We start from the raw sequence: 25,195 nt of genomic DNA on the forward strand, positions 1-25,195 counted from the left end.
AGGCCGCCGAGGCCGCCGCGATCCTGCCGAGGACGGCTCGCCCGTCCGCCACGACCACCGGCCTTGTGCTGTGCCGCGAGCGGCCGGCATGCGATCCGGCCCCGCTCTGTGCCCGCCGGGCGGCCATGCCATCAGCCAACGGCCCACACCTGGAGACCTCCATGCCCGACTACGGCCGCAACCTGCAGTTCGGATCTTTCGTCACCCCGCTCAACCGCGACCCGGAAGCGGTGGTCGACCTCGCCCTGCTCGCCGAGCGGGTCGGCCTCGACCTCGTCTCGTACCAGGACCACCCCTACCAGAACGGCTTCCTGGACACCTGGACGCTGATGTCCTGGGTCGCCGCCCGGACGACCTCGATCCGGCTGGCCACCAATGTGGCCAATCTGCCGCTGCGCCCGCCGGCGGTCCTGGCGCGCGCCGCCGCCAGTCTCGACCTGCTCTCCGGGGGACGCGTCGAACTCGGCCTGGGGGCCGGTGGTTTCCGCGACGCCATCGCCGCGATGGGCGGCCCGGACCGCACCGTCGGCGAGAGCGTCAGCGCGCTCGGCGAGGCGATCGACGTCATACGCGGCATCTGGGACGAGGGCAACCGCTCGCCGCTGCGCGTCAAGGGGAGGTACTACACGGTCGACGGCGCCAAGCGGGGCCCCGCCCCGGCCCACGAACTGGGCATCTGGCTCGGCGCGTACAAGCCGCGCATGCTCCGCCTGACCGGCGCCAAGGCCGACGGCTGGATCCCCACCATCAACTACGTGAACTCGCCGGACATGGCCGAGAGCAGAAGGATCATCGACGAGGCGGCGGCGGAGAACGGCCGCGACCCGCGCGAGATCCGCCGGGTGCTCAACATCTTCGGCGGTGTCGGGCGCGGTACGGAGCCCTGGCAGGGCCCGGCGGACGACTGGATCGAGCGCATGCTGCCGCTGATCCTGGAGCACGGCTTCGACACGATCATCCTGGGCTCCGACAACCCGTCCGACATCGTCGCCTTCGCCGAGGAGATCGCCCCCGCCGTGCGCGAGGCCGTCGCCGCCGAGCGGGCCGCCGCCGGCACCCCCACCGGCCGGGTGCGGTCCGCCGCCGCCCTCGCCAAGCGGGCACCGGGCATCGACTACGAGGCACTGCCCGCCCCGCTGGCCGCACGGGCCGTGGAGCCGGGCGACCGCGGCTACGCGGCCCTGCGCTCCACCTACTTCACCGCGGGCACGCCCGGTCTGGTGCTGCGGCCCTCGAACGCGGAGGAGACGGCGGCCGCCCTCTCCTACGCCCGCGCGCAGGGCGTTCCGTTCGCCGTCCGCAGTGGCGGCCACGGCATCAGCGGACGGTCCACCAACAACGGCGGCATCGTCATCCACCTCGGGGCGATGAACGGCGTCGAGGTGATCGACCGGGAACGGCGCCTGGTCCGGGTGGGGGCCGGCGCCCGCTGGGGCGAGGTCGCGCAGAAGCTCGCGCCGGCCCGACTGGCCATCAGCTCGGGCGACTTCGGCGACGTGGGTGTCGGCGGGCTGGCGACGGCCGGCGGCGTGGGGTTCCTGTCCCGTTCGTACGGGCTGACCATCGACCACGTCAGGGGCGCCGAGGTGGTGCTGGCCGACGGGCGCGTCGTACGCGCCGACGCGGAGAACCACCCCGACCTGTTCTGGGCACTGCGGGGAGCCGGCGCCGGCATGGGCATCGTCACGTCCTTCGACATCGAGGCCACCGAACTCGGCGACGTGATCTACGGGCGCTTCGCCCACGAGGTCAAGGATCTCGGCGCCTTCCTCCAGGCGTGGGGGCGTCTCACCGAGAGCAGTCCCCGCGAACTGACGCCGTTCCTCGTCGTGGCGGCCCAGGGCGGCCGGAGGATCGCGCACACCACCGTCCTGTGGGCGAACGACGACACCGAGCGCGCGACCAAGGCGCTCGAGGCATTCCTCAACCTGGCGCCGGTCCTCGACCAGCAGGCCGCCATCACCCCGTACGCCGCTTTCATGGCGCCGCAGAACAACCCGCAGGACGGTCACAGCGGCCCGAACTTCCGCTCCGCGCTCGTCGATCACCTCGACGAGCGGACCACCGGCGTCATCAGCGGGATGTTCGACAAGGGCGAGACGGGCTACTTCCAGATCCGAACCGTGGGCGGGGCGGTCAACGACACCCCCGCCGACGCCACGGCCTACGCCCACCGGACCCAGAACTTCGCCCTGGCCGTGGTTCCCCGCGGCAGCGCCGCCGACCTCAAGAGCTGGGACGACATCGACTTCCGCGGCCTGTACCCCAGTTTCGAGAGCCACGCCCAGGATTCCGCGCTGTCCAAGGCCTTCCCGCCCGCCACTCTGGAGCGGCTGCGCCGCATCAAGGCGGCGTACGACCCGGAGAACGTCTTCCGCGGCAACTTCACCATCCTGCCGGCGACGGGGGTGTGACCCCGGCTGCCGATGTCCCCGCGCGGCACGGCGCAACGGACCCGGCCGCCCCTGATGCGGGGCGGCCGGGTCCGTGCGGGAGGCGGCCCGGATACGTCGTCAGGCGCCCACGCGGGGCGGCGTGCCGGTGCCGTGCACGCGCTCGGCGTGAGCCGCGTACACCGCCCGGGCGGCGTCCGTCAGAGCAGTGCGGTCGGGCTCCGGCACGTCGGCGAGGAGTGCCTCGACGACCTCCGGGTCGGCCTCGTACATCGCCATCCCGAGAGACAGCGGCAGCGCCTCCTGCGGGGTGCGGGCCATGCCGTGCTCGCCGAGCTGCTTCCACTCGGCCGCGGTGACGTACTGCTCGGTGAGGGGAAGGATCTCCTTCTCCTCCAGCGCCAGGTGCTCCACGAGGGCGGCCAGCAACCGCTCGACGGCTTCCGCGAGTTGCTCACCGTTCCGGCCCGTGGCCCGCCACTGCGGCAGCAGCCCGGCCACCTCCGCGTGGCCGCGCTCGATGGCGTGGTGCTGCTCCTCCATCGCGGGCACGATCGCGGTCGCCTTGTCGCCGGCCCGCTCGAGCAGGCGCGGCCACAGCAGCAGGTCCTCCCCCTCGTGGTGCAGATGCAGGATGAGGCAGACCTGTTCGGCATGGGCCCCGACGACGTCCGCGCGCTCGGCATCACCCGGCGTCACGTCCCGCACCAATTGCGGGAGCAGGCGGAACTCCCGGCGCAGCATGGTGTGCGCCATATACATGTCTCTCACGTCCGCCATGGGCTCGTTCACCCGGGTCATTTCAACACCTCTATTGCTGTGGTAACGCAGTACGTGTGGCCGCCCGGTACCCCATGGCAGCCAACTCGACGGGCGCGCGGAATTTCGCCGGTCCGGGAATTCACGGGTCGGCGCACTGCGGGCAGCTCTCCACCCGCGATGCCACCCTACAAGATGTGTGCGTACGCAAGCAAATATGCGCGAACGCCATCATCGCGCGCCCCTGAACTGGTATTTCCCATCGCCAGGTGCCCGTCCGGGCGGCGCTCCCTCCCCGAGGGCACCGGCACACCGGCCGGATCGGTCCTACACCCGGAGCCGTAGACCCAATGTCCCATTCACATCCGCTCTCCCCTCACTTGACGAGGGATAAGCCGACTTTTTAACTGGTGGTGCCGGCGCCCTGTTTGCCGCGGCGACGGAACTTCCGCCGGCGGAGGGTGAATTCCTCAAATTCTCGAGAACGGGACAAAAATGAGCACTGCCCGCACGGCCCGCATCATGGGGCGCGACGTCGACGTCTCCCGGGCCGCACCCGATCTGGTGCGATTCCTCGCCTCCTACTTCGAGGCGAAGTCGGCGGACGACGTGGACGTCCTGATGGGCCACTTCCTGCCCGAGTCGGTCACGTACACCGACGCCACGCTCGGGTGGATCTTCCGCGACTGGCAGACCCTGTACGACAAGTTCGCCGAGCTGCTGGCGGCCTGGCCCGCGGAGGCCGTCGCCTGGCCCACCCGCATCGTCGGCGACTTCGACAGCGCCGTGGTGTTCTTCACCGACTCGCCGGAGATGTTCGGCCGCGAGCTGCGCGCCGCCGGCACGGTCGACTTCCGCGAGGGGAAGATCGTCCGCTGGGTCGACACCTGGGACGGGCGCTCGCTGACCGCCGAGACCGCCGCCTCGATGCGTGTTCCGCACGACGTCTACCCCGCGGACTTCGGCGAGCAGAAGCTCGGGGAGAAGGCCGCCCCCGTCCTGCGGCGCACCGCCCGCGAGTTCGCCGCGGCGCTGGCGGCCGGGGATGCCGCCCGGGCCTCGTCCCTGCTCCACGAGGACGTCGCCTTCGAGGACACGTCCCTGCACCTCCTGCTCGAAGGGCGGTCCCGGACACGGGACTTCCTCGACCGCACCCTGGCCGACCTGGCCTACGGCCCGGGCTCGGCGCTGCGGCACGTCGTCGGCAGCGCTCAGGGCGGCGCGTACGAGTGGAGCACCGGCGGCCGGGTTCCGGCGGGCGTCACCGCACTCGAACTGGACGGGGACGGCACGATCACCCGCGTGACGTCCACGTGGGACGCCTCCTTGACCCCGGAGACCGTCCTGCACCGGATCCAGAACGCGGCCATCGTGCCGTGACCAGCATCCGGGCGCCGCACCGCCGGGGCCGTGCCCCGGCGATGCCCGCCCGCCGACCTCACCATCCCTGATCCAAAGGAAGTTTCGACGTGTCCGGCACCAAACCGCGCCACCTCGGGGCGGTGCTCGCCCTGCTGGCATTCGCCCAGATGATCGTCGCCATCGACTACAACATCGTGTTCGTCGCACTGCCCGAGATCGGCGCCGATCTCGGTTTCACCGCGCACAACCTCCAGTGGGTGGTCTCCGCCTACGCCGTCGCCTTCGGGGGGTTCCTGCTGCTCGGGGGCCGCGCCACCGACCTGTTCGGCCGCAAGGACATGTTCCTGCTGGGCATGTTCCTCTACGCCGCCTCCTCCCTGGTGGGAGCGCTGGCCACGGCGCCCTGGGTCCTCGTCGCCGCACGGGCGGTGCAGGGTCTGGGGGGCGCGTTCCTGGCCCCCGCGACCCTGTCCCTGGTGACGACCCTCTTCCCCGAAGGACGGGAGCGGATCCGGGCCCTGTCGGTGTGGGGCGGCGCCGGCGGCGCCGGCATGGTGCTCGGCTCCATCCTCGGCGGGGTGCTGACGGACGCCTTCGCCTGGTCCGCCGTGTTCTACGTCAACGTGGCCATGGCCGGCGCCGGACTGATAGCGGCGTTCGTCCTGCTGCCCGGGACCGCCCGGGCCGCCCGCGGCGGCTTCGACCTGCCCGGCGCGGTACTCGGCACCGCGTCCTCCTCCCTGCTGGTCATCGGCCTCGTGCAGGGGCCGGACCGGGGCTGGGCCGCTCCGTTCGTCGTGTGGTCCCTGGTCCTCGCGGTCGTGCTGTTCGCGCTGTTCGTGGTGGTCGAGGACAGGTCGGCCTCACCCCTCGTGCCCTTGAGGCTGCTCCGCAACCGGGACCTGTCGACCGGCACGGTCGTCACCTTCCTGTTCATGGCCACCTTCGGTGCGCTGGCCTACTTCCTCACCCTGCTCTGGCAGTCGGTCCAGGGGTACAGCGCTCTCACCACCGGCTTCGCCTTCGTCGTCCCCTCCGGCCTGGCCCTCGTCGGCACCTTCGCCGGGGGACGGGCCGCCACCCGGGCCGGTACGCGCACGACGCTGCTCCTCGCCCTGGCGATCAGCACCGCCGGCGCCGCCGGGCTCGCCGTCACCATCAGCGCCGACCGGCCCTATGCCGTGATCGCCGTCCCGCTGGCCGTGCTGTCGCTGGGGCAGGGCATGGTGTTCGTGACGATGTTCGCCGCCGCCTCGACGGGCGTTCCCCCCGAGGACCAGGGCATCGGCAGCGGCATCGCCACGACCGGCCAGCAGATCGGCGGCGCCGTCGGCCTGGCCCTGCTGATCGCGTTGGCCGGCGCGGTCGACGGGTCGCACGCCGAGGCCGATCCGGCCCGGGTCGTCGACGGCATCAGGGCCGCCGTCTGGGCCATCACCGCCGGCATCGGCCTGACCGCACTGGCCGTCCTGAACCTGCGGCGGCCACCCTCCGCCATCCGTGCCACGAACACGGCCGCAGCCGGGACCGCCGCAGAACTGTCCGGCGACCGCGGACGCTGACCCGCCCCCCAGTGCGCGGTGCGGGCCCGGTGACCCCGGTGTCCGGCACCGCCCGTGTGCCACGATGTGCGGCCCGGCGATCCCGGGCCGCACATCGGCATGCGCGGGCACCGCGGTTCAGGGCGCTTCAGGGTCAAGCACCTGCTCGGCCCAGATGGTCTTGCCCACGGGCAGGTACCGGGTTCCCCAGCGGTGCGAGCACTGGGCGACCAGGAAGAGCCCGCGCCCTCCCTCGTCGGTGGTGGCCGCACGGCGAATGTGCGGGAAGGTGCTCGACGCGTCGCTGACTTCGCAGATCAGCGTCCGGTCGAGCACCAACCGGAGCCGTATCGGATCATGGCCGTGGCGGATGGCGTTGGTGATCAGCTCGCTGACGACGAGTTCCATGTCGAAGGCCAGGCGCTCCAGGCCCCACTGCTCCAACTGCCGTCGCGCCAGGGCCCGCATGCTGCCCACGACGCCGGGGACGGGGGGCACGGTCCACGTGGCCACCTTCTCGGGGTCGAGGGTGCGTGTCCGGGCGAGGAGGACGGCCAGACCGTTGTCCGTCGGGAGGTGGGGGGCGACGAGGTCGGCGACGACGGTGCACGTGTCGTCGAGCGGACGGCTCCGGCCTGCGATGACCGTGCCGAGCCGGGCGGCCAGGGCATGCGCCTTGTCGGGGTGCAGGAGGGCGTGGCTGCAGAGCACCAGGGTGCTTCCTTCGCCGAGTTCCACGTCCAGCGGCTCGAACACCGGGTCCCCCAGGCCGAGCGGGTTGTTGACCGGCAGATCGGGAAACGTCACCTCCCCCTCCCGGCTGACGACGGCCGGCGGGTGGTGGCCGGCACTGGCCATCACGCAGCGCCGCGAAATGGGGTCGTAGACGGCGTACAGGCAGGTGGCGCCCTTCAGGGCCTCCACCACGGGTGCGGAGCCGGAGGCGTGTTCGCGCTCCAGCAGGCGTGGCACCATCTCGTCTATCTGGCCGAGCAACTCGTCCGGTGTGAGATCCAGTTGGGCCAGCGTACGGATCGCGGAGCTCAGGTGGCCCATGCACGCGGCCGCCTGGAACCCCTCGCCCGGCACCGCGCCCACGACCAGGGCCACCCGCGCACCCGACAGGGGGATCACGTCGAACCAGTCGCCGCCGACCCCCGCGTGCCGGCGGGACGGCCGGTAGTGGTGGGCCACCTCGACCGCGCTCTGGTCCGCGACGCTGCGCGGCAGCATGCTCTCGTGGAGGGTGAGGGCCGCCGCGTGCTCGTTGGTGTAACGGCGGGCGTTGTCCACGCAGACCGCGGCGCGCGCGACGACGTCGTTGGCGAGCACGAGGTCGTCCGCCTCGAAGGGCCGCGCGCGCTTGCGGTACAGATGCACGAAACCCAGGGTCACGCCCCTGGCCCGCACGGGCACGAGGATCAGGGAGCCGATGTCGTACTTGTGCATGGCCCGGACGCGCCGGTCGGCGGAGTTGCGCAGCCACGCGCCGTCGAGGTCGAGGTGCGGGATGAGCCGCGGCTGCCCATCGACGAGGCTTTGCACGTGGGGCGAGTCGATGGTGTAGCTCCGCAGCTCCCCGAGCTCGGAGAGCCCCTCGAAGACGCCGGGGTCGGCGGCCTTCCGGGCGACCAGGCGCACCGCGACCCGGCCGGTGCACGCCGGCTCGGGGTCCGGCTCCGTGCCCGCCATGACGCGGTCCAGGAGGTCGACCACCGCGACGTCGGCGAATCGCGGCACCAGCATGTCCACGAGCTCCTCGCACGTGCGCCGCACGTCGAGCGTCGTACCGATGCGGACCGCGGCCTCGCCGATGAGGGCCAGGCGCTCCCGCGTCCGGTACTGGTCGGTGATGTCGATGATCAGGTCGGCCACTCCGAGGACGCCGCCGTCCGGTCCGGTCAGGACCACGGACGACACGTCCCACACATGGTCTCGGTCCGGATCCGCGGGGGTGCGCCCCTGATGGACGGCGTGGACGATCGGCTGCCCGGTCTCCAGGACCTTCCTGATCCTGCACTCGATCGCCTCGGCGTCCAGCCCCGGCAGGAGCTCGCCGATGGAGCGGCCGAGCGCCTCCTCCTCCGGGAAGCCGTGGATGCGTTCCAGCGCGCTGTTGACCCGCGCGACACGCAGATCCCGGTCGTAGACCGCGACGCCGATGGGCGCCTGGGTGAACAGCGCCTCCAGGAGCGCCTGCCCCTCGACCATCGTGTGCGGGCCGACGGGGACGGCGACGACCACGCAGCCCTCTCCCCGCCGGCCTCCCGGGTCCTGCATGCGCGAGGTGTGGAGGACGACATCGGCGGGCGGGCCGTCCCGGCGGGCGAGCACGACACGATGCCCCGACAGGCCCCCCTCCGCCGGTCCCGCGGCCCGTCCCGAGTGGTGCGCGAAGGCCTCCGGCCACAGAGTCTCCACCGAGCGCCCGACGACCTCGGAGGGGCGGTAGCCGAAGAGTTCCTCGGCGGCGGCGCTCCATGCGGAGACGAGGCCGTGGCGGTCGAGTACGAAGCCGGCGACCTTCTGGTCGCCGGGCGGGGGACGGCTCGCGGCGCGATTGCCCATGCTCGGTCCTGTCACGCGGGGGACGCCCGCGGGCCGGCGTCGACCGCGGACGGCCGGCGCCGGTGGTTCCGCGGCCGGGACCACCGACGGGTGGCTCTCACGTTCAGCCTAAGCAGACCGCCTGGCTCCCGCCCGGCTGTCGGCCTCCTCACAGCTCCCCCGTATCTCCGGGGCACACTGTGTGCTACATGCCGGTCGCACTGCGATGCGCGTGGGTACACGTGACGACAGCCACATCATGCCGCTTGACCTGGATTTTTCAGGGAATTGGCCAGATCGGGGACCAGCGGAACACACTGTCTCCACTGATCGGTCACCGGCACATGTGATCATAAGTAGCATGAGTTGCCACTCCCTCGAGTCCGCCCCCGCCGAAGTGCACGGGGCGGACAGCCCTTTGGCCGTCCTGCCCGGCCCGCGTCCCGGCGATCGAGAAGAGGGGGCGACTCCTCTTCCGCGGCCCGATGCCGCCCTCCGCGAGGTCTTCGACGCCTACGAGGCACTGGGCAGCACCGGACCGGCCGAGGCATGGGCCGCGTTCACGGAGGGTTTCCAGTGGACGGCGCCGCTGCCTGCCGCCGAGCCGGCCGGGGACGACCCGCAGGGCGCCCCCACGGCCCGTCCGGCCGACGGCGGTCATGTGGTCACGGGAACGTGGCGTCCGGTGGCCGCGGCGCGGGAGGCACGCTGGATCGCGCTGCCGGTCCGGGCGAAAGGCGGCACGCCGGTCTTCGCCGTGCGCCGCTCGCAGGGCACGCACGACGTCGCCGGCGACGCGTTCCGGGTCCGTGATCTGTTCGTACCGACCGGCATGACGAGTTCCGCCGAGGGCACGGCTCTGGGCAGCCGGCACACGGCTTACGCGTGGTCCGCCGCCCTGGGGATGGCATTCGGCTTCGGGCGGCTCCTCCTGACGGAGCCCGACGGCGTGCCCGGTCGTCCGGAGGGAACGGCCGCCTCCCACTTCGGGGCGCTGCTGACCCGCGAGCGCGAGGCGGTACGGAGCCACCTGCGGCGCCTGCCCGTCGCGCCGGGCGGCGACGAGCCCCTGGCGGAGCGGGTGCGAGCGGGCGCCGACCTCGTGCGCGACGTGTACGCGGCGGGCGCGGCCGGGGCGGACGGACTGACCGCGCCGGCACCACTGCTCCTCGCGGGCGCGCCGCTGCTCCAGTTCGCGAGGTTCGCCACGGAACTGCTGCCGCCGGGCGCCGCCGGGGCGTGACCCCGCTCTGTGCGCCCCGCGCACGGGCACGCGCCTGCGTCACAACGTTCTCCAGGACGGTGGCACAAGTTGCACCCGCGCCTCACCATATTACTTGCTTGCGAACGCACACATTGGTAGGTTCATTGGGGACAGGATCGCGCCTGCGGGGTCCGCCTCGCCAATCAACCGGGTGCGGGCGAAAACCCTCCGCCGCGCGACGGTACAGTCTCACCCCGACCTCTTGGGCCCACCGTTCGAATGGAGCCGGAGATTCCGTCACACATCCTGGTACCGGAAGACCCCGTCTTCGCGTCCAAGTTCCGTACCGTCGAAGAACCGCTGCTGTATTCCTTGCATTTCTGGTACCGGGGCGAGATTCCCGCCCACCAGAGCGACGTGGTGGACACCGCGTACTCCAGTTACGGGGAAGTGCTGCGCTCGTTCCCGGCACGGCTTCGCCGGCTCGTCTGGGAATGCACTTCCGGGCAGAGCGACCACGACTCCCCCGGCGAATCCGGCGACCCGCCGTTGCCCCGCCTCCATCCCGTCGTGATCCGGCAGTCGGACCTCGATTCCCTCGACCGCTGCTGCCGGATGCTGCGCACGGCGCACCGGGAGAGCCCCACGAACCCGCTCGGCGAGATCCTCGACGAACTGGGTGAGGGGATCGACCTCGCGGACACCTTCTCCCGCGTGCTCCAGGTCCTGAGACTCCCGGCCCCCCAAGGACTGATCGCGCGCTCGTTAGAGGGCCGGACGTCCTGCGGGGAGCACGTCCATTACTGCACCGAGATGATCCGGGCCCTGAGCGACGGCGACGAGTTCCAGCAGCTCGCCCATCGAGCTCTGTACCGGACTTTCGACTCGGCAACGAACTAAGGTCTGTTTCAACAGCTTGCTTCGAGTGAGCGGTCAGTCGGCGGTGAGGATGCCGGAAAGGCTCACGGCGGGGCGGCCGAGCATCGCTGTCAGCACGCGCTGCTGGCGCTCGGTCAAAGAGGCGACGAAGACCACTGCGTCGGCATTGACCTGATCACAGGCCTGGGCCACCTCGCGGACCTTTCCGCAACTCAGCAAAGTCCGCGACGAGTAGGGCAGACCCATCTTCTGGACCCCGCCGGCCGAGACGCCTCGTCGCTGCACAATCCGCACGACGACCCGAGCGCCCCGCGCTGTCAGTTCTGCCGCTGCCGACGCCATGAGCGCTTCGAAGTCCTTCTGCTTCGCCGAGAAGTAGCCGACCAGGACCACATCAGCCCCCGCGGCCGTGAACTGCGAGGACTGACGCCGGGCCCGCTCCGGCGGCACGCGGCGAGCAATGCGGCGGTCGCGCCTTCTGGGCTGATGCATGGACCACAGGCTAGGAGCCAGGCCCCCTGCAGCGATACCGCGTTCCCCCGGGGGCATGCGGAACTGGGGCCGGGCCCGCAGTGCGCGTGTGCGGGCGTGCGGCTGTGCGTCAACTCCACCGTTGACTACAACCGGGTCCTGGGAAACACCGTGCATGTGCACATGCGCCCCGGTGGGACCGAGCGGGCACACGACCCGGCCCACCACGTGGGACAGGCGGCCCTCGGTCCGGCCGGCGACGGCCGACGGCCCTGCCGGTTCAGTCGAGTCCGGCGGCGATGGTTTCGAGTTGCTCGGCGAAGCCGGCGAGCGTGGCCGCTTCCAGGTGGTCGATGACGCGCTTGCGGGCGCTCGCCAGATTCGTGGGGTACGCGGACTGCAGCCGCCGCAGGCCTTCGGGCGTCAGGCGCGCCACGCTCCCCCGGGCGTCGTTGGCATCGCGCTGCTTCACCACCCAGCCGCGGGTCTGCATCGCGTCGGCCACGCGCGAGATCCGGCTGACGGACAGCGCGGTCGCGGCGGCCAGGTCGGTCATGCGCATCTCGCGCTCCGCGGCCTCGGACAGGTGCACCAGCACCGCGTACTCGGACATCGTCAGCCCGGTGACCTTCAGCAGGTCGTCGTCCAACGCCTTCGGCAGTGCCACCATGACGCGCATCAGCGCACGCCAGAAGCGGTCCTCGTCCGGGTTCAGGGGCGCATCCGATGTCACCGGAGCAGAGTACCCTGCCCTCTCTTCCTCACCCGGCCTTTCACTGTTTTGCGTGCGCACGCAAAGCAGTGGTACGTTCCGGTACGGCCAATGCGGACTCGCCACGCGACTTCGCACGGCGGCCGCGGGTCCCCGACATTCCCGGCTGCGGCACCTCCGCGGCGGGAAGGACCCGTGGCGCCTTGCGCGTCCGCTCCCCGCCACACCCTCCCCACGACCGGAGCCGGCGCCGCCGTCCCCGTCAACGTCAGCCCCCGGATGCGGCGTTGCGTCATGTGGTGAGCGATCGGTCCACCGTGCGCGACGACCGAATCGACTCCGCCGGAAATGGATTCGATGCCTGAGATGAACGACATGCTCGAGGTCGAGGAGAGCGCGTACCGCCTGCTGGTGACGGTCGGCACGGTCTCGGTGGACCAGGTCGCAGCGGAAACGGGCGTCTCCGCCGAAGCGTCGGAGGAGGCACTGACGTCGCTGGTCGCGAAAGGGCTGGCCGACCGCACCTGCCGGCCCGACGCCCGGTTCAGCCCCGCGTCGCAGCCCGTCATGGAGGTCCAGTCGCGGCTGCGGCAGCAGGCAGAGGCCCTGGACCGGGCCCGTGCCACCGTCGACGCACTGTTGACGACCTATCACACCGTCGCCGACCGCACGGCGTGCCTGCCTGTCGAGCGGATCACCGGCGCCGCGGCGATCGGCCACCGCGTCGAACTCCTCCAGGAGGGGGCCCGGCACGAGATGGTCTGGCTGGTCAGGTCCCAGGGCTTCCTGACGGACGGCCACCGCTTCGGCCACCACGTCCGCCACCGCGTGCTGTGCGGCGGCAACGTCGTCCGTGGGGACGCCGAAGGCGATGTCGCACGGCATCTGGCACGCTTCGACGGCCTCGCGCGCGTCGTCCCGCACGTACCCGTGGACCTGGCGATCTCCGACCGCGACGCGGGCCTGTGCCTGCTCGCTCCCGAGCCGCCGGGGGACGAGTCGCTGCCGCCGACGGCTGTCGTCGTCCGCGACAGCGGGATCCTCGACGCGCTGAGACTCCTCTTCGAGACCCAGTGGGAGATGTCGCTGCCCTGGCAGGGCGCCGTCCGCGAGGGCGCCTCGTCCGATGCCGCCCCCGCGGCTCCGGACGAGGCGGATCTGCGGATACTCACCCTGCTCATCGAGGGCGCCACGGAGAAGGCGGCCGCCCGGCACCTGGGGGTGAGCCTGCGCACGCTGCAACGCCGGATCGGGCGGCTGATGACCCTCACGGGTGCGTCGAGCCGCATGCAGTTGGCATGGCAGGCGGCCCGCCGGGGGTGGCTCCGGTGAAGCGGGTTCACACCTGCGGACCGCTGTCGGGCAGCAGCCGTCCGGCCCTGCTCAGTGCGGCCTCGGCCTGCGCGGCCAGCGTGGTGACGAGGTCGGACGCGGACGGCAGGTCGGTGACGAGGTCGACGGCCTCGCCCGCCCAGACCGGCAGGGGCGGGATCGCCCCTCGTGCCACGTCGTCCCGGTACTCCTGACGGGCGCGAGGGTCGCCGGCCAGTTCGGCCTCCCGGCCGCGCCAGCGGTCGAGATAGGGGTGGCCGAGGGTCCGGGCGGTGTACTTCGCCGTCGGCCAGCTCGCGCCGCGGGCGAGGTCCAGCACGCTGCTGCGCTCGGTGTCCTGTCCGCGTCCCTCGACGACGGCCTTGTGGACGGAGGGGTCGGCCAGGGCCTCGGTCGTCGCCAGGAAGCGCGTGCCGATGAGGGCCCCCGCCGCACCCAGGGCCAGGGCCGCGGCGACGCCCCGGCCGTCCGCGATCCCGCCGGCCGCCAGGACCGGTACGGGTGCCGCGAGGTCCACCACGAGCGGGACGAACGGCAGGGTGGACCGCCCGCGCCGGGCGCCGTGGCCGCCGCTCTCGGTCCCCTGCGCCACGATGACGTCGGCGCCCACGTCCACCGCCCGCCGGGCCTCGTCCAGATCGGTGACCTGGACCATCAGGACCGCGTCCGAACGGCGGATCCGGTCGGCGAACGGGCCGGGGTCGCCGAACGACAACATCACCGCCGCGGGCCGGAATTCGAGAGCCCGCTCCACCGCTCCCGCGTCCACCGCCCAGGCCAGGAAGCCGACGCCCCACGGCTGGTCGGTGCCCGCCGCGACGATCGGCAGCTCCCGCTCCAGCCATTCCCGGTCCCCGAACGCGCCGCCCAGCAACCCCAGTCCGCCCGCCCGGGAGACGGCCGCGGCCAGCGCGCCCCCCGCCGAACCGCCCATCGGTGCCTGCACAATGGGGTGCCGCAGGCCCAGCAACTCCGTCAGCTCCGTCGACAGCGCCATGCGCACATCATCGTCCTCTCATCGGTGCGCCGGCCTCATCGCGTCCCGATCCCGTGAGCGGTGCCGCCCGCGACGGCGCGGAGCTTGTCCGGGTTGGCCACGTTGTGGATGGCGGTGACGCGGCCTTCGGTGTCGAAGTCGAAGGTGACGGTGGCGATCACGCGGTCCGGTCCGCTGAACAGCATGCCCGGTCCGCCGTTGATCTCGGCGAGCTCGGCCCTCATGTCGGCGGGGTCGATTCCCTGGTAGCTGACGGTGCCCATGGCCGCGAACCACGAGGCGACCGTCCACGCGCCCACGACCGGTTTCAGGGCCTGGCGCACCTTGCCGCCTCCGTCGGTCCACAAGGTGACGTCCGGGGACAGCAGTTCCATCAGCGCGTTGACGTCACCACCGGTCGCGGCGGCGAAGAACCGCTCGGTCACCTCGCGTTGCCGGGACCGGTCGGCGGTGAAGCGCGGCCGCCGGGCCCGCACATGTCCACGAGCGCGGTGCGCGGCCTGCCGCACGGCCGTCTCGGAGCGCTCCAGGGCCTCCGCGATGTCGGCGTGGCTGAAGTCGAAGACCTCCTTCAGCACGAACACCGCGCGTTCGAGCGGGCTCAGGGTCTCCAGTACCACCAGCATCGCCATCGACACCGACTCGGCGTCCACGACGACTTCGGCGGTGTCACGGCTGGTGAGGATGGGCTCCGGAAGCCACGGGCCGACATACGTCTCCCGCTTGTGCCGCGAGGAGCGCAGCCTTTCCAGCGCCAGGTTCGACACGATCCGGGTCAGGTACGCCTTGGGGTCGGCCACTTGCGAGCGGTCGGCGGCCGACCACTTGATCCAGGCGTCCTGGACGGCGTCCTCGGCGTCGGCCGCGGTACCGAGGAAGCGGTAGGCCACGGAGAAGAGCAGGCTGCGATGGCGGTGGAACACCTGCTGATCGAGGTCCGCGGGCATGCGGCTCACCGTACCTTCGGTATGCGGGAGAACCGTCCGCCGCGGGGCCAGAACGCTCCCGAGGCCGGCATCTTCTTCATACGGCCGAAGGTCGGCCAGGGCGAGGCGGTCACCGTCTCCTTGTACCAGGTGGCTGCACGGCCGGTCAGATGAACACGTCGCGGGCTGTCGTCGGGCCGGGTGAACTGCACGACCGCGTCGTGCCGTCCCAGGCTCACCGGTGTGTGGTAGTAGCCGAAGCGGAACGGCCTCGGCCGCTTGCCCCGCAGGGCGCGGACGATCGAGACCGCGGCGTGCACCCCGGTCGGCATGCCGCCCTGGCAGGTGCCGTGCATGACGCCGTAGCCCTGGCGGATCGCGGCCGCGTCGCCCACCGCGTAGACGGTCGGGTGCGACAGCGAGCGCAGCGCGGCGTCGGTGACGACACGGCCGCGTTCGTCGACGGTCAGTCCGGCGGCGGCCGCCAGCGGTGACACGCGGGTACCACTGGCCCAGACGACCGCGTCGGCGGCGACGGACTCACCGCCCGTCAGCCCGACGGCGCCGGGCAGCACTTCCGCCACCTGGACCCCGCTGCGCACTTCGACGCCCAGCCGGTCGAGCGCGGCCCGCAGATACGCCCCGGCCTTCGGGCCCAGGGAGGCACCGGGCTCGGTCCGGCCCAGGAGGACGACCTTGAGCCCGGGGTGCCGCTCGGCGATCTCCGCGGCCGATTCGACGCCGGTCAGCCCGGTCCCGGCGACCACCACCGTGCCGTGGCCGAGCCGCGACAGCCGGCCGGCCAGCGCCTCGGCGTCCATCGAGCTGTTCAGGGTGTACGCGTGGTCCGCGACCCCCGGCACCGACGCCGTGTCGGCCACGCTGCCCAGCGCGTAGACGAGCGTGTCGTAGTGCAGGACCGACGCGTCGTCGACCCGTACCGTCCGCGCGTCCGCGTCCACCGCCGTCACCCAGCCGCGCACGAACCTCGCACCCGTGCCGGCCAGCAGCTCCGGGACGCTCCGCTCGGCGACCGGCTGCCCGGTGGCCGTCATGTGCAGCCGCATGCGCTCGGTGAACCGCTCCTGCGCGTTGACCAGGGTCACCTGCACGTCCGCGTGCCGGCCGGTCCTGGCCGCGAGCTGGACGGCCGCGGCCATGCCCGCGTAACCCGCTCCCAGGACCACAACACGGTGGACGCCCGCCCTTCCGGCTTCCTGCTGTGCGCTCATCGCTTCGCCTGCCTCTTCCTCGGCTTACTCGGCTTACTCGGCTTACTCGGCCCGCTGCCGACCACCACCAGATGGAGGCAGCCGCCCGCTCCGTGACACGAGGGCGATGTGACGCGCGCCACAGCCTGTGCCGCCCGCCGGCACGAGGGCCTACCGCCGGCCTCCCGGCCGGAAGGCATGTCCCGCGGCGTGGTGCAGGGAGCGCCACGCCACCACGGCCCAGGCGGCGACGAGCAGCACATAGAAGCCGACGGCGCTCCACACGAACACCTGGGAGCCGGTGCGGACGGCGAGGGCGCCGGTACCGGTGACGCACGCGCCCAGGGGGAAGATGAAGGACCACCAGGTGGGTGCGAAGGGCAGGCCCGCCCGGACCTCCCGTACGGTCAGCGCCGACGCGAGCACCAGCCACAGCATGGCGAAGCCCCACACGCCGAGGCCGCCGAACAGCGCGAGGACGGCAGCGCCCCGCGCGGAGGGCGCCGGGAGTGCGCTCGGTGCCGCCGTCGCCAGGGCGCCCAGCGCGGTCACCGACTGCCCCAGCGCCCCCACGCCGATCCACACCGTGGGCACCACCGCCCCGGTGGGGGCCTCGTGGTGCACCAGGCGGCTGTACACCATGGCGAGCACGAGCAGTATCGCCACCAGGCTCAGCCCGACCATCGCGTAGCAGGCCAGCAGCAGGGTCAGTCGCGGCTGGCCCGCCGGGGCGTGCGGGACGAGCAGCGCCCCTGTCGCGGCCGACACCATCGGCGGCACGATGGGCATGAGCCAGCCCCCGAACGCGGCGTCCGGGGCGTAGCGGTGCCGCGTGACCATCAGGTACGGCACGGTGCAGGCCGTCACGAGGCCGAGCGCGGTGCCGGCCGACCACAGCACCCAGTCCGCGTCCAGCGCCGCCCGCGGCCCGATGATCCGCCGGCCGAGCAGCAGCGTTCCCGCGCCCACGATCAGCAGGGCCATGGGCGGCGCACCGAAGAACTGCGACAGCGCCGGGTCGGCGGCATGGTGCCGCAGGGCCCGCTGCCGGACGTATCCGGCGGCGAGTACGACGAGCAGCAGCGCGGCCCCCACCCAGACCACCGTCGCGGCGTCCCGCAGCCCGGGGAAGCCGCGCGGCAGGGTGGCCGCCGCGTTGGCGACGATCCCGGTGCCCATGACGGCCGCGAACCAGCCGGGGACGAGCGGTGAGGGCCCGCCTCTGCCCGTTCTGGGCCGGCGGGCACGGGCGTGGACGGGGCGTCTCGGGCCGGCTCCGTCCGTGGTCGGGACGGCTCGGTCGCTGCTCGAATGGGGCGGCACAGCGCAGTACGCCTCTTTCCTCGTCGTGGGGCACCGTCGGTGGTCGGCCGGCGGCGCGGGCCCACGCGGTAGCGGCGCACGGGGCGGAGCCGAGTCGTCGGCCCGTCGGCTCGCCGGCCTTAGGAGGTTATGGCGGTGTCCCGTGCACGGTGCACAACAGCGTGTGCCACGACAGCCTCAGTTCAGGACACGGCGGCGGGTGCCGTACGGCGGGCCGTCGTGGACACCGGCGGTTTCCTTCCCGGCGGGGGCCCGGGCGATGTCCTGATGTGCCGCCGTTGTGGCACGTCCGGCTCTCTCTTCCCGCGCCGTGTCGCCGTACGGTCGATTGCGCGACACGGCGGATGGGTTCGCCTCAACGACGAGCAGCGGAACCGAGGACCTCGGACGCCATGGGGAACGGCCGAGGAGACCGGCCGCGTCCACCATCGCACGCTCCGAGTGAGGAAAGAAGGCGACCACCCAATGGTGTCGCAGTCACACGCCGGGGAGCCGGCGCTCCGCGGGCTGGAATTCGGGCTCAACGAATGGCTCGTGGACGAGCAGTACAAGCGCTACCTGGAGGACCCGGCCTCGGTCGACCGGACGTGGCGGGACTTCTTCTCCGTTCCGGCCGCCGCGATCGGCCGGCAGGAGCGCCACGCGGCGACGACCACCGTGCCGGACAGCGCGGGCGACGCGGCGCTCAAGGCGGTTCGCGTCGCCGCGCTGATCGACGCGTACCGGGTGCGCGGTCACCTGGTGGCCGACACCGACCCGCTCTCGGCCGAGCCCGCGGACGTCCGTCCCGAGCTGGACATCACGGCGTTCGGGCTCGGGAACGAGGACCTGGACAGGGAGTTCGTCGTCGACGGCTTCGCCGGCCGTGACTCGATGACCCTTCGTCATGTGCTGGACGCCCTGCGGGAGTCGTACTGCCGCTCCGTCGGCGCCGAGTACATGCACATCGAGGCCGCGGAGGAGCGCCGCTGGATCCAGCGGCGGGCCGAGTCGCCGCAGCCGGTGCCGGACCGCGCCGAACAGCTCCAGATCCTCTACCGGTTGGGGGCCGCGGAGGCCTTCGAGACGTTCCTGCAGACCAAGTACGTGGGCCAGAAGCGGTACTCGCTGGAGGGCGGCGAGTCGGCGATCGTGCTCCTCGACGCCCTGCTGCACCGCTCGATCGAGCACGGCGTGGGAGAAGCCGTCATCGGCATGGCGCACCGGGGCCGGCTCAACGTCCTCGCCAACATCGTCGGCAAGTCCTACGGGGAGATCTTCCACGAGTTCGAGGACGCGGGGGACATCCGGTCGGTCCAGGGCTCCGGCGACGTGAAGTACCACCTCGGCGCGGAAGGCACCTACCGTGCCTTGGACGGCGGCGCGATCGCCGTGTCCGTCGTGGCCAACCCCTCGCACCTGGAGATCGTGACGCCGGTCGCGCAGGGCGTCGTGCGCGCCAGGCAGGAGCTGGCCGCGGACGCGGGCGAGGGCCTGTCGGTGCTGCCGGTCGTCATCCACGGCGACGCCGCGTTCGCCGGGCAGGGCGTGGTCTCCGAGACGCTCAACATGTCGCAGCTGCCGGGGTACCGCACCGGCGGGACCGTTCACGTCGTCATCAACAACCAGGTCGGCTTCACGACCTCGCCCGCCGGCGGCCGCTCCGGCACCTACGCGACCGATGTCGCCAGGTCGGTCGAGGCCCCGGTCCTGCACGTGAACGGGGACGACCCCGAGGCCGTCGTCCGGGTCGCGCGCCTGGCCTTCGACTACCGCCGGACCTTCCACAAGGACGTCGTCGTCGACCTGGTCTGCTACCGGCGCAACGGGCACAGCGAGGTCGACGACCCCTCCATCACCCTGCCGGGGATGTACGACCGCATCGACGCCAGGCCCTCGGTGCGCCGGCTCTACGCCGAGGCGCTGGTCCGCCGCGGGGACATCGGGGAACGGCAGGCGGAGGGCGCGCTGCGGGACTACCGGGCGCGTCTGGAGCAGGCGTTCACCGAGACCCACGCGGCGGTGCGGCCCGCCGGCCCCCCGGCTGTCACGGAGGCGACCGCCCCAAGGCCGGTCACGGCCATCGCGGAGGCCACGGCCCGCCGGGTCATCGCGTCCCAGACCGGCCTGCCGCAGGGCTTCACCGTGCACCCGCGCGTCCTGCCGCAGCTCCGGCGGCGCGCCGCGACGCTGGACGCGGGAACGGTCGACTGGGCCACGGCCGAGACGCTGGCCCTCGGCTCCCTGCTGCTGGACGGGATTCCGGTGCGGCTGTCGGGACAGGATTCCCGGCGCGGGACCTTCGGCCAGCGCCACGCGGTCCTCACCGACCGGCGCACCGGCGCGGAGCACACCCCGTTGAGCTCGCTCGGCGCGCCGGCGTCCTTCACGCCCTACGACTCCATGCTGTCCGAACTGGCGGCGCTGGCCTTCGAGTACGGCTACTCGGTGGCCCGGCCCGGGACCCTGGTGCTGTGGGAGGCCCAGTTCGGCGACTTCGCCAACGGCGCCCAGACCGTCGTCGACGAGTACATCGCCTCGTCCGAGGAGAAGTGGGGGCAGCGCTCAGGAGTGACGCTGCTGCTGCCGCACGGCCTGGAAGGACAGGGGCCGGACCACTCCTCGGCCAGGATCGAGCGGTTCCTCCAGCTGTGCGCGCGGGGGAACATGACCGTCGCCATGCCCTCACTGCCGGGCAACTACTTCCATCTGCTGCGGCAGCAGGCGCTCGACGGGCGCAAGAGGCCGCTGGTGGTCTTCACCCCCAAGTCGATGCTGCGGCTGAAGGCGGCCACCTCGCCGCTGTCGGAGTTCACGACGGGCGGGTTCCGCGCGGTCGTACCGGACGGAACGGCGGACCCCGCCGGGATCAGGCGCGTGCTGGTGTGCTCGGGCAAGGTCTTCTACGACCTGGACGCCCACCGGCAGGACGCCGGCGTGTCGGACACCGCGATCGTGCGCCTGGAACAGCTCTACCCCTTCCCGGAGGAGGAGCTCGGGGCCGAACTCGCGCGCTTCCCGGCCGGTGCGGAGGTGCGGTGGGTGCAGGAGGAACCGGAGAACCAGGGGGCGTGGTCCTTCGTCGCGCCGCGCCTGGAGCGTGTGACGGGCCGTCAGGCCCGTTGCGTCAGCAGGCCGGAGGCCCCGGCCCCCGCCGTGGGCTCCGCCCGACGCCATGCCGCCGAGCAGAAGGCCCTGATCGAAGCTGCCTTCGCCTGACCGACCCCCTGAAACGGGCACCCCCCGGACCCCCGTCCGGGAGGTGCCCGTCCGCCGTGCCGCGCGACCAGCGCACACGGCACCGGCCAGAGGCGGTGGACACCCGCGCGCATGGCGACCGCCTGCGCGAACAGCCCCGGCCGCGCCTCGGAGTGGATGACGGACCGTCAAGTGCGCTGTGGCAGCAGGCCGGACGCCGGCCGTCCCGGACGACCAGGGGCACACGACATCAGGGGCGGCACGGCGACCTGCGCGAACAGCCTCCGGCCGCGCCCGGAGTGGGAGTGGGTGACGCGCCATCAGGCCCCTGGTGCGTCAGCAGGCCGGACGCCGTGGGCTCCGCCCGACGTCATACCGCCGAGCCGAAGGCCCTGATCGAAGCGGCTCGGCTGGCCGACCCCCTGGCCACGGGCACCCCGGACCCGCGTCCCGGAGGTGCCCGTCCACCGTGCCGGGGCGACCGGCACGCACGGCATCAGGGACCACTTCCACGAGGAGGTGGCGGACGGCCGCAGTGGGGTGACGGCCTGAGCGGACAGCCTCCAGCCGCGCCTGCCACAGCGGATGACGGTGCGTCAGGTGCTCCGCCTCGGCAGTCCGGAGGGCACTGGCCCCCGCCGTGGGCTCCGCCCGACGCCATGCCGCCGAGCCGAAGGCCCTGGTGGAATGGGCCTTCGGCTGGCCGGCCCCCAGCGGCGGGCCCCCCGGAACCGCCCGGGGGGCCCGCCGGTCAGAGGTGGTGGACCGTCGCGCGAGAGACGACGGCCTGGGCGAACAGCCTCCGGTAGAAGGGGCCCAGACCGTCGGGGACCGCGAGGGAGCGGAAGGCCTCCCCGATGGACAGCAGCCTGCGGTGGGCCGTCCCGCAGCACGGGTTCCACGGGGCGAGTCGCACCTCCGCCCGCCACATCGACCGGATCAGCACCAGCCCCTCCTGCGGCCCCCGGACGCACACGCTCCGGCCGAACCCGAGGAGCCGGCTCTCCATCACCGCGGCGCAGGCCTCCTCACGGACCTTCCGGCGCACCGTGGCTCGGCACTTTTCGTGCGGTGCGGCACAGCCGCTGGGCAGGCGCCACCGCTGCCCGTCCTCACTGACCAGCAGGACCCGGTCGCCGACGACGCACACCACTTCCGCGCCGTACGGCGTGCCCGGCGGGGGTTCGGGCGGCGGGCAGTACGCGACGTCCCATTCCTCGCAGTCGACGGGGGTGGTGAAGTCGGCGCCGTTGTCGGGGATGTGGTCCATGATTCCCTTCCAGCAGTCAGGTGGGCGGTGCCGGGGGCCGCTCAGGCCACGCGTTGCCGGGGCTCGCGGGGCACCGCCGGCGCCTCGGCCGCCGTGCGGCGGATGCCGAGGAAGCCCAGTACCGCGCCGAAGGCCGTCAGGCAGGCGGCGACGGCGAAACTGAGGGCGTAGCCGCGTACTGTGGCGGTCGCCGGGTCGAGGCCCGCGTGCCGCAGCGCGGTGGCGTGGCTGGTGCCCACCGAGACCAGGGCGGCCAGCCCGAGGGCGCTGCCGATCTGCATGGACGCGTTGTTCATGCTGGTGGCGATGCCCGCGTCCTCACCCGTGGCGCCGTCCACCCCGGCGACGGTGGACCCGACGAGGACCAGGCCGCCGCCGAGGGGTACGAGGACCATTCCCGGCAGCACATCGGCCACGTAGCTGCCGTGCGCGCCCAGTCCGGCGAGGAGGAGGTAGCCGGCCGTGGAGATCGCGAGTCCTCCCCCGTTGAGGACCCGCAGCCCGTAACGGCGGAGCAGGCGCGGTGCGAGCACCGTCGCGCTGAACAGGATGACCAGCCCGAAGGGGACGAAGGCGAATCCGGTGGCCAGCGGGGTGAAGCGCAGCGTGTGCTGCACGTACAGGCTCAGCGAGAAGAAGAACGTGGCGAAGCCGACGTAGTAGCAGATGCGCACCACGTTGGCGATGCTCCGGTTGCGCGAGCGCAGGAACGCCAGGGGTACCAGCGGCGCGGCCGCCCGGGCCTCCACCAGGAAGAACCCGATCAGGAGCAGCACTCCGACCCCCACGGAGCCGAGGACGGCGGGCGAGAGCCAGGCGTGGCCGGCCTTCTCCAGCAGCCCGAACACCACCAGGAGCAGGCCGAGGGTGACCAGGACGGCGCCGGGGACGTCGGGTCGGCCGCGCCGCGCCGCGGCCCGGCTCTCGGAGACGAGCCGGGGCGTGACGAGATACGCGAAGGCGGCGACGGGAAGGTTGATGAAGAAGATCCACCGCCACGAGGCGATGTCGGTCAGGATGCCCGACAGCACGACACCCAGCGCCACGCCGACTCCGGCCAGGCCGCTCCAGATGGCCATGGCCCGGGCCCGTTCCTGCCGCTCGCTGAACATCAGCGTCACCAGGGACAGGGCCGCCGGGCTCACGAGCGCCGCGCCGATGCCCTGCACGAAGCGGGCGCCGACCAGCACACCGGCCTGCTGGGCCAGTCCGGCGGCCGCCGACGAGAGCGCGAACACCGCCAGGCCGACGAGGAACAGCCGCCTGCGGCCGAGCAGATCGCCCAGGCGGCCGCCGAGCATCAGCAGTCCGCCGTAGGTGACGGTGTAGCCGTTGACCACCCAGGCCAGGCCGCTGGTCGTGAGGCCGAGGTCCCGCTGGATCGGCGGGAGCGCGACGTTGACCACGGTCACGTCGAGCAGCAGCATCACCTGCACCAGGCAGATGACGGCGAGCGCGCGCCATCTGCGCGGATCGGGTACGGGAGTCGGACTGCTCGCCATCATCGCTGATCGCCTTCTGCTCGGCCGGACCGGCGTCGCGCGCCTCGGACACCGCTGTACGGGGCGACGCTTCGGACCGGTCCCGGTCCTCGGGTGTGTTTCCTCCTTGCTTCAACTCAGCGGGGACCGCGAGTGCTGGCCGCAGATAAGGACAGCAGGGGCGCACATCCGGCTCACAGTGCCGCGCCGCCGTAACGTGCCGTCATGCGGGCATACGGGCATACGGGCATGCGTCAGCGGCCCCGGTCACGCGTCACGGCGTGCGGGGCGGTGTGTGCGGCAGTGCTCTGCCCGGCCTCAGCCGGTCACGGGGCCCGGGCCCTCGCCGGTCGTCCGGAAGCGGGCGCGGTACACGCCGGGCGTCACACCCAGGTGCCGGGCGAACGCTCTGCGGAGCGACTCGGGCGAGCCGAAGCCCGTGCGGCGGGCCACGACCGCCATGGAGTCGTCACTGCGTTCCAGCAGCCCCTGGGCGGCTTCCAGCCTGATCTGCTCCACGTAGCGGGCCGGCGTGGTGCCCACCTCTTCGTAGAAGAGCCGGGTCACGTGGCGGACGCTGACCCCTGCCCTGCGGGCCATGGCGGTCAGTGTGTGGTTGCCCCCGGGCTCCTGGGCGACCGCGTCCAGGACACGGCGGAGCGTGTCCTGTTGGGTGTGCGGGGCCTGGCACCGGGCGCTGAACTGGGACTGGCCGCCCGGTCGCTGCATGAAGACGACCATGTCCTTGGCCGTCGCCCGGGCGACGTCCGCGCCGTGGTACTCCTCGACGACGGCCAGGGCCAGGTCGATCCCGGCCGTGACACCCGCCGAGGTCATCACGTGCCCGTCCCGGACGAAGATGGCGTCGGGGACGACCTCCACGGACGGGAAGCGCAGGGCCAGTTGCTGCGAGTAGCGCCAGTGCGTCGCGGCGCGGCGGCCGTCCAGGAGGCCGGCCGCGGCGAGCAGGAACGCCCCCGTGCACACCGACGCCGTGCACCGGCTGTTCTCGTTCAGACGCCGGACGACGTCCAGGAAACCGTCGTCCTTGACCAGCTTCTCCCACTCCGGACCGCCCGGGATCACCAGGACGTCGCTGGGCTCCCCCAGGTCGTCGACCGACAGGTCGGCACCGACGCGGGTGCCGGAGGCGGTGACCACGTCCGCGCCGTCCTCGGAGACGATCCGCACCTTGTAGCGTCCGCCGAAGTCGTTCGCGGTCGTGAAGACCTCGACGGGGCCGGTCACGTCGAGCAGCCGCACGCCCGGGAAGACGAACACGGTCACGGTGAGCGGACCCGCTCCAGGGCGCTTGTGGTTCATCCGATGCCTCCGGGCCGTGCGCGGTGTGGACACCGGGTCCGGCAGAGCCCGTGCACACCGGGGAAGTGCTGTGGGACCCGCCCGCGGGCCGCCGGTCCGGGCCGGGGGTGCCGGCTCCCTGTCGGGTGCCGGCCGCGCCGGCGGGGAGGCCGTGCCGCGGACGTCACCGGTCCAGGAGCGCTGGTCGGCGAGAGCTCCGGGGCAGGTCAGGAAGCGGATCACGGTCGGTGCCGGACCGCCGTTCCCCGGATTTCCCACCGCGAGTCTACGCCTGTAGGCGCCACCCC

18 protein-coding genes are annotated in these 25,195 nt (G+C 72.5%); 7 read left to right on the plus strand and 11 right to left on the minus strand.

From position 1 onward, the window contains the following. Positions 1-161 precede the first annotated feature (161 nt). On the plus strand, positions 162-2,414 hold the full coding sequence (locus ACIP64_RS09150; protein ID WP_401583292.1) for an LLM class flavin-dependent oxidoreductase: 2,253 nt from the start codon (positions 162-164) through the stop codon (positions 2,412-2,414). A gap of 99 nt (positions 2,415-2,513) precedes the next feature. Here ACIP64_RS09150 and ACIP64_RS09155 read toward each other — a convergent pair whose 3' ends face one another. Then, the gene (locus tag ACIP64_RS09155) at positions 2,514-3,194 is read right to left on the minus strand and encodes a hemerythrin domain-containing protein (protein ID WP_401583294.1); all 681 of its coding nucleotides are present in this window, start codon (positions 3,192-3,194) and stop codon (positions 2,514-2,516) included. Between the two features lie 453 nt (positions 3,195-3,647). On the opposite strand from ACIP64_RS09155, the gene ACIP64_RS09160 reads away from it, so the two are divergent. Both ACIP64_RS09160 and ACIP64_RS09165 read left to right on the plus strand, forming a co-directional pair. Continuing rightward, entirely contained in the window at positions 3,648-4,532 is an 885-nt protein-coding gene (locus ACIP64_RS09160; RefSeq protein WP_401583295.1) for a nuclear transport factor 2 family protein, read from the plus strand. 89 nt (positions 4,533-4,621) lie between these two features. After that, a complete protein-coding gene (locus ACIP64_RS09165) occupies positions 4,622-6,076 on the plus strand; it encodes an MFS transporter (RefSeq protein ID WP_401583296.1) in 1,455 nt (484 codons plus the stop codon). 117 nt (positions 6,077-6,193) lie between these two features. Here the strand turns inward: ACIP64_RS09165 and ACIP64_RS09170 are convergent, their stop codons facing one another. Next, positions 6,194-8,623 carry a SpoIIE family protein phosphatase gene (locus ACIP64_RS09170; protein ID WP_401583298.1) on the minus strand — a complete coding sequence of 810 codons (2,430 nt, stop codon included), beginning with the start codon at positions 8,621-8,623 and terminating at the stop codon, positions 6,194-6,196. A 340-nt stretch (positions 8,624-8,963) separates the two neighbouring features. Here ACIP64_RS09170 and ACIP64_RS09175 point away from each other — a divergent pair, with 340 nt between their 5' ends. Further along, positions 8,964-9,845: a hypothetical protein gene (locus tag ACIP64_RS09175; RefSeq protein WP_401583300.1), complete on the plus strand. Its 882-nt coding sequence runs from the start codon at positions 8,964-8,966 to the stop codon at positions 9,843-9,845. Between the two features lie 240 nt (positions 9,846-10,085). Further along, complete coding sequence (locus ACIP64_RS09180; protein ID WP_401583302.1) at positions 10,086-10,706, plus strand: hypothetical protein; 621 nt, start codon at positions 10,086-10,088, stop codon at positions 10,704-10,706. 33 nt (positions 10,707-10,739) lie between these two features. On the opposite strand, the gene ACIP64_RS09185 is transcribed toward ACIP64_RS09180, so the two are convergent. Both ACIP64_RS09185 and ACIP64_RS09190 read right to left on the minus strand, forming a co-directional pair. Then, positions 10,740-11,177 carry a hypothetical protein gene (locus tag ACIP64_RS09185; RefSeq protein ID WP_401583303.1) on the minus strand — a complete coding sequence of 146 codons (438 nt, stop codon included), beginning with the start codon at positions 11,175-11,177 and terminating at the stop codon, positions 10,740-10,742. Positions 11,178-11,436: 259 nt separating this feature from the next. Further along, on the minus strand, positions 11,437-11,889 hold the full coding sequence (locus ACIP64_RS09190; protein WP_401583304.1) for a MarR family winged helix-turn-helix transcriptional regulator: 453 nt from the start codon (positions 11,887-11,889) through the stop codon (positions 11,437-11,439). A 345-nt stretch (positions 11,890-12,234) separates the two neighbouring features. Here ACIP64_RS09190 and ACIP64_RS09195 point away from each other — a divergent pair, with 345 nt between their 5' ends. After that, a complete protein-coding gene (locus ACIP64_RS09195; RefSeq protein WP_401583305.1) occupies positions 12,235-13,200 on the plus strand; it encodes a TrmB family transcriptional regulator in 966 nt (321 codons plus the stop codon). A 7-nt stretch (positions 13,201-13,207) separates the two neighbouring features. Here the strand turns inward: ACIP64_RS09195 and ACIP64_RS09200 are convergent, their stop codons facing one another. The 4 genes from ACIP64_RS09200 to ACIP64_RS09215 form a co-directional block, all read right to left on the minus strand. Beyond that, positions 13,208-14,197 (minus strand): NAD(P)H-dependent flavin oxidoreductase, encoded by a 990-nt coding sequence (locus ACIP64_RS09200; RefSeq protein ID WP_401583307.1) that lies wholly within the window; start codon positions 14,195-14,197, stop codon positions 13,208-13,210. A gap of 35 nt (positions 14,198-14,232) precedes the next feature. After that, the gene (locus tag ACIP64_RS09205) at positions 14,233-15,144 is read right to left on the minus strand and encodes an RNA polymerase sigma-70 factor (RefSeq protein ID WP_401583309.1); all 912 of its coding nucleotides are present in this window, start codon (positions 15,142-15,144) and stop codon (positions 14,233-14,235) included. Between the two features lie 5 nt (positions 15,145-15,149). After that, complete coding sequence (locus ACIP64_RS09210; RefSeq protein ID WP_401583310.1) at positions 15,150-16,355, minus strand: NAD(P)/FAD-dependent oxidoreductase; 1,206 nt, start codon at positions 16,353-16,355, stop codon at positions 15,150-15,152. A 150-nt stretch (positions 16,356-16,505) separates the two neighbouring features. Next, the gene (locus ACIP64_RS09215) at positions 16,506-17,513 is read right to left on the minus strand and encodes a TDT family transporter (protein ID WP_401583312.1); all 1,008 of its coding nucleotides are present in this window, start codon (positions 17,511-17,513) and stop codon (positions 16,506-16,508) included. 609 nt (positions 17,514-18,122) lie between these two features. On the opposite strand from ACIP64_RS09215, the gene ACIP64_RS09220 reads away from it, so the two are divergent. Next, the gene (locus ACIP64_RS09220; protein ID WP_401583314.1) at positions 18,123-20,855 is read left to right on the plus strand and encodes a multifunctional oxoglutarate decarboxylase/oxoglutarate dehydrogenase thiamine pyrophosphate-binding subunit/dihydrolipoyllysine-residue succinyltransferase subunit; all 2,733 of its coding nucleotides are present in this window, start codon (positions 18,123-18,125) and stop codon (positions 20,853-20,855) included. A 730-nt stretch (positions 20,856-21,585) separates the two neighbouring features. Here the strand turns inward: ACIP64_RS09220 and ACIP64_RS09225 are convergent. From ACIP64_RS09225 to ACIP64_RS09235, 3 genes are all read right to left on the minus strand, one after another. After that, positions 21,586-22,104: a hypothetical protein gene (locus ACIP64_RS09225; RefSeq protein ID WP_401583316.1), complete on the minus strand. Its 519-nt coding sequence runs from the start codon at positions 22,102-22,104 to the stop codon at positions 21,586-21,588. A gap of 41 nt (positions 22,105-22,145) precedes the next feature. Further along, entirely contained in the window at positions 22,146-23,609 is a 1,464-nt protein-coding gene (locus ACIP64_RS09230) for an MFS transporter (protein ID WP_401583318.1), read from the minus strand. A gap of 294 nt (positions 23,610-23,903) precedes the next feature. Beyond that, on the minus strand, positions 23,904-24,908 hold the full coding sequence (locus tag ACIP64_RS09235) for a GlxA family transcriptional regulator (RefSeq protein ID WP_401583320.1): 1,005 nt from the start codon (positions 24,906-24,908) through the stop codon (positions 23,904-23,906). Between the last annotated feature and the right edge of the window lie 287 nt (positions 24,909-25,195).

Source organism: Streptomyces sp. NPDC088733 (assembly GCF_044751185.1).
Lineage (GTDB): Bacteria > Actinomycetota > Actinomycetes > Streptomycetales > Streptomycetaceae > Actinacidiphila.

What these genes read in the sequence shown, in the direction of transcription:
- ACIP64_RS09150 (WP_401583292.1), top strand. Translation starts at nt 162, where the DNA reads ATGCCCGACTACGGCCGCAACCTGCAGTTCGGATCTTTCGTCACCCCG.
- ACIP64_RS09155 (WP_401583294.1), bottom strand. Translation starts at nt 3,194, where the DNA reads ATGACCCGGGTGAACGAGCCCATGGCGGACGTGAGAGACATGTATATG.
- ACIP64_RS09160 (WP_401583295.1), top strand. Translation starts at nt 3,648, where the DNA reads ATGAGCACTGCCCGCACGGCCCGCATCATGGGGCGCGACGTCGACGTC.
- ACIP64_RS09170 (WP_401583298.1), bottom strand. Translation starts at nt 8,623, where the DNA reads ATGGGCAATCGCGCCGCGAGCCGTCCCCCGCCCGGCGACCAGAAGGTC.
- ACIP64_RS09175 (WP_401583300.1), top strand. Translation starts at nt 8,964, where the DNA reads ATGAGTTGCCACTCCCTCGAGTCCGCCCCCGCCGAAGTGCACGGGGCG.
- ACIP64_RS09180 (WP_401583302.1), top strand. Translation starts at nt 10,086, where the DNA reads ATGGAGCCGGAGATTCCGTCACACATCCTGGTACCGGAAGACCCCGTC.
- ACIP64_RS09185 (WP_401583303.1), bottom strand. Translation starts at nt 11,177, where the DNA reads ATGCATCAGCCCAGAAGGCGCGACCGCCGCATTGCTCGCCGCGTGCCG.
- ACIP64_RS09195 (WP_401583305.1), top strand. Translation starts at nt 12,235, where the DNA reads ATGAACGACATGCTCGAGGTCGAGGAGAGCGCGTACCGCCTGCTGGTG.
- ACIP64_RS09200 (WP_401583307.1), bottom strand. Translation starts at nt 14,197, where the DNA reads ATGGCGCTGTCGACGGAGCTGACGGAGTTGCTGGGCCTGCGGCACCCC.
- ACIP64_RS09205 (WP_401583309.1), bottom strand. Translation starts at nt 15,144, where the DNA reads ATGCCCGCGGACCTCGATCAGCAGGTGTTCCACCGCCATCGCAGCCTG.
- ACIP64_RS09210 (WP_401583310.1), bottom strand. Translation starts at nt 16,355, where the DNA reads ATGAGCGCACAGCAGGAAGCCGGAAGGGCGGGCGTCCACCGTGTTGTG.
- ACIP64_RS09215 (WP_401583312.1), bottom strand. Translation starts at nt 17,513, where the DNA reads ATGGGCACCGGGATCGTCGCCAACGCGGCGGCCACCCTGCCGCGCGGC.
- ACIP64_RS09220 (WP_401583314.1), top strand. Translation starts at nt 18,123, where the DNA reads ATGGTGTCGCAGTCACACGCCGGGGAGCCGGCGCTCCGCGGGCTGGAA.
- ACIP64_RS09225 (WP_401583316.1), bottom strand. Translation starts at nt 22,104, where the DNA reads ATGGACCACATCCCCGACAACGGCGCCGACTTCACCACCCCCGTCGAC.
- ACIP64_RS09230 (WP_401583318.1), bottom strand. Translation starts at nt 23,609, where the DNA reads ATGATGGCGAGCAGTCCGACTCCCGTACCCGATCCGCGCAGATGGCGC.
- ACIP64_RS09235 (WP_401583320.1), bottom strand. Translation starts at nt 24,908, where the DNA reads ATGAACCACAAGCGCCCTGGAGCGGGTCCGCTCACCGTGACCGTGTTC.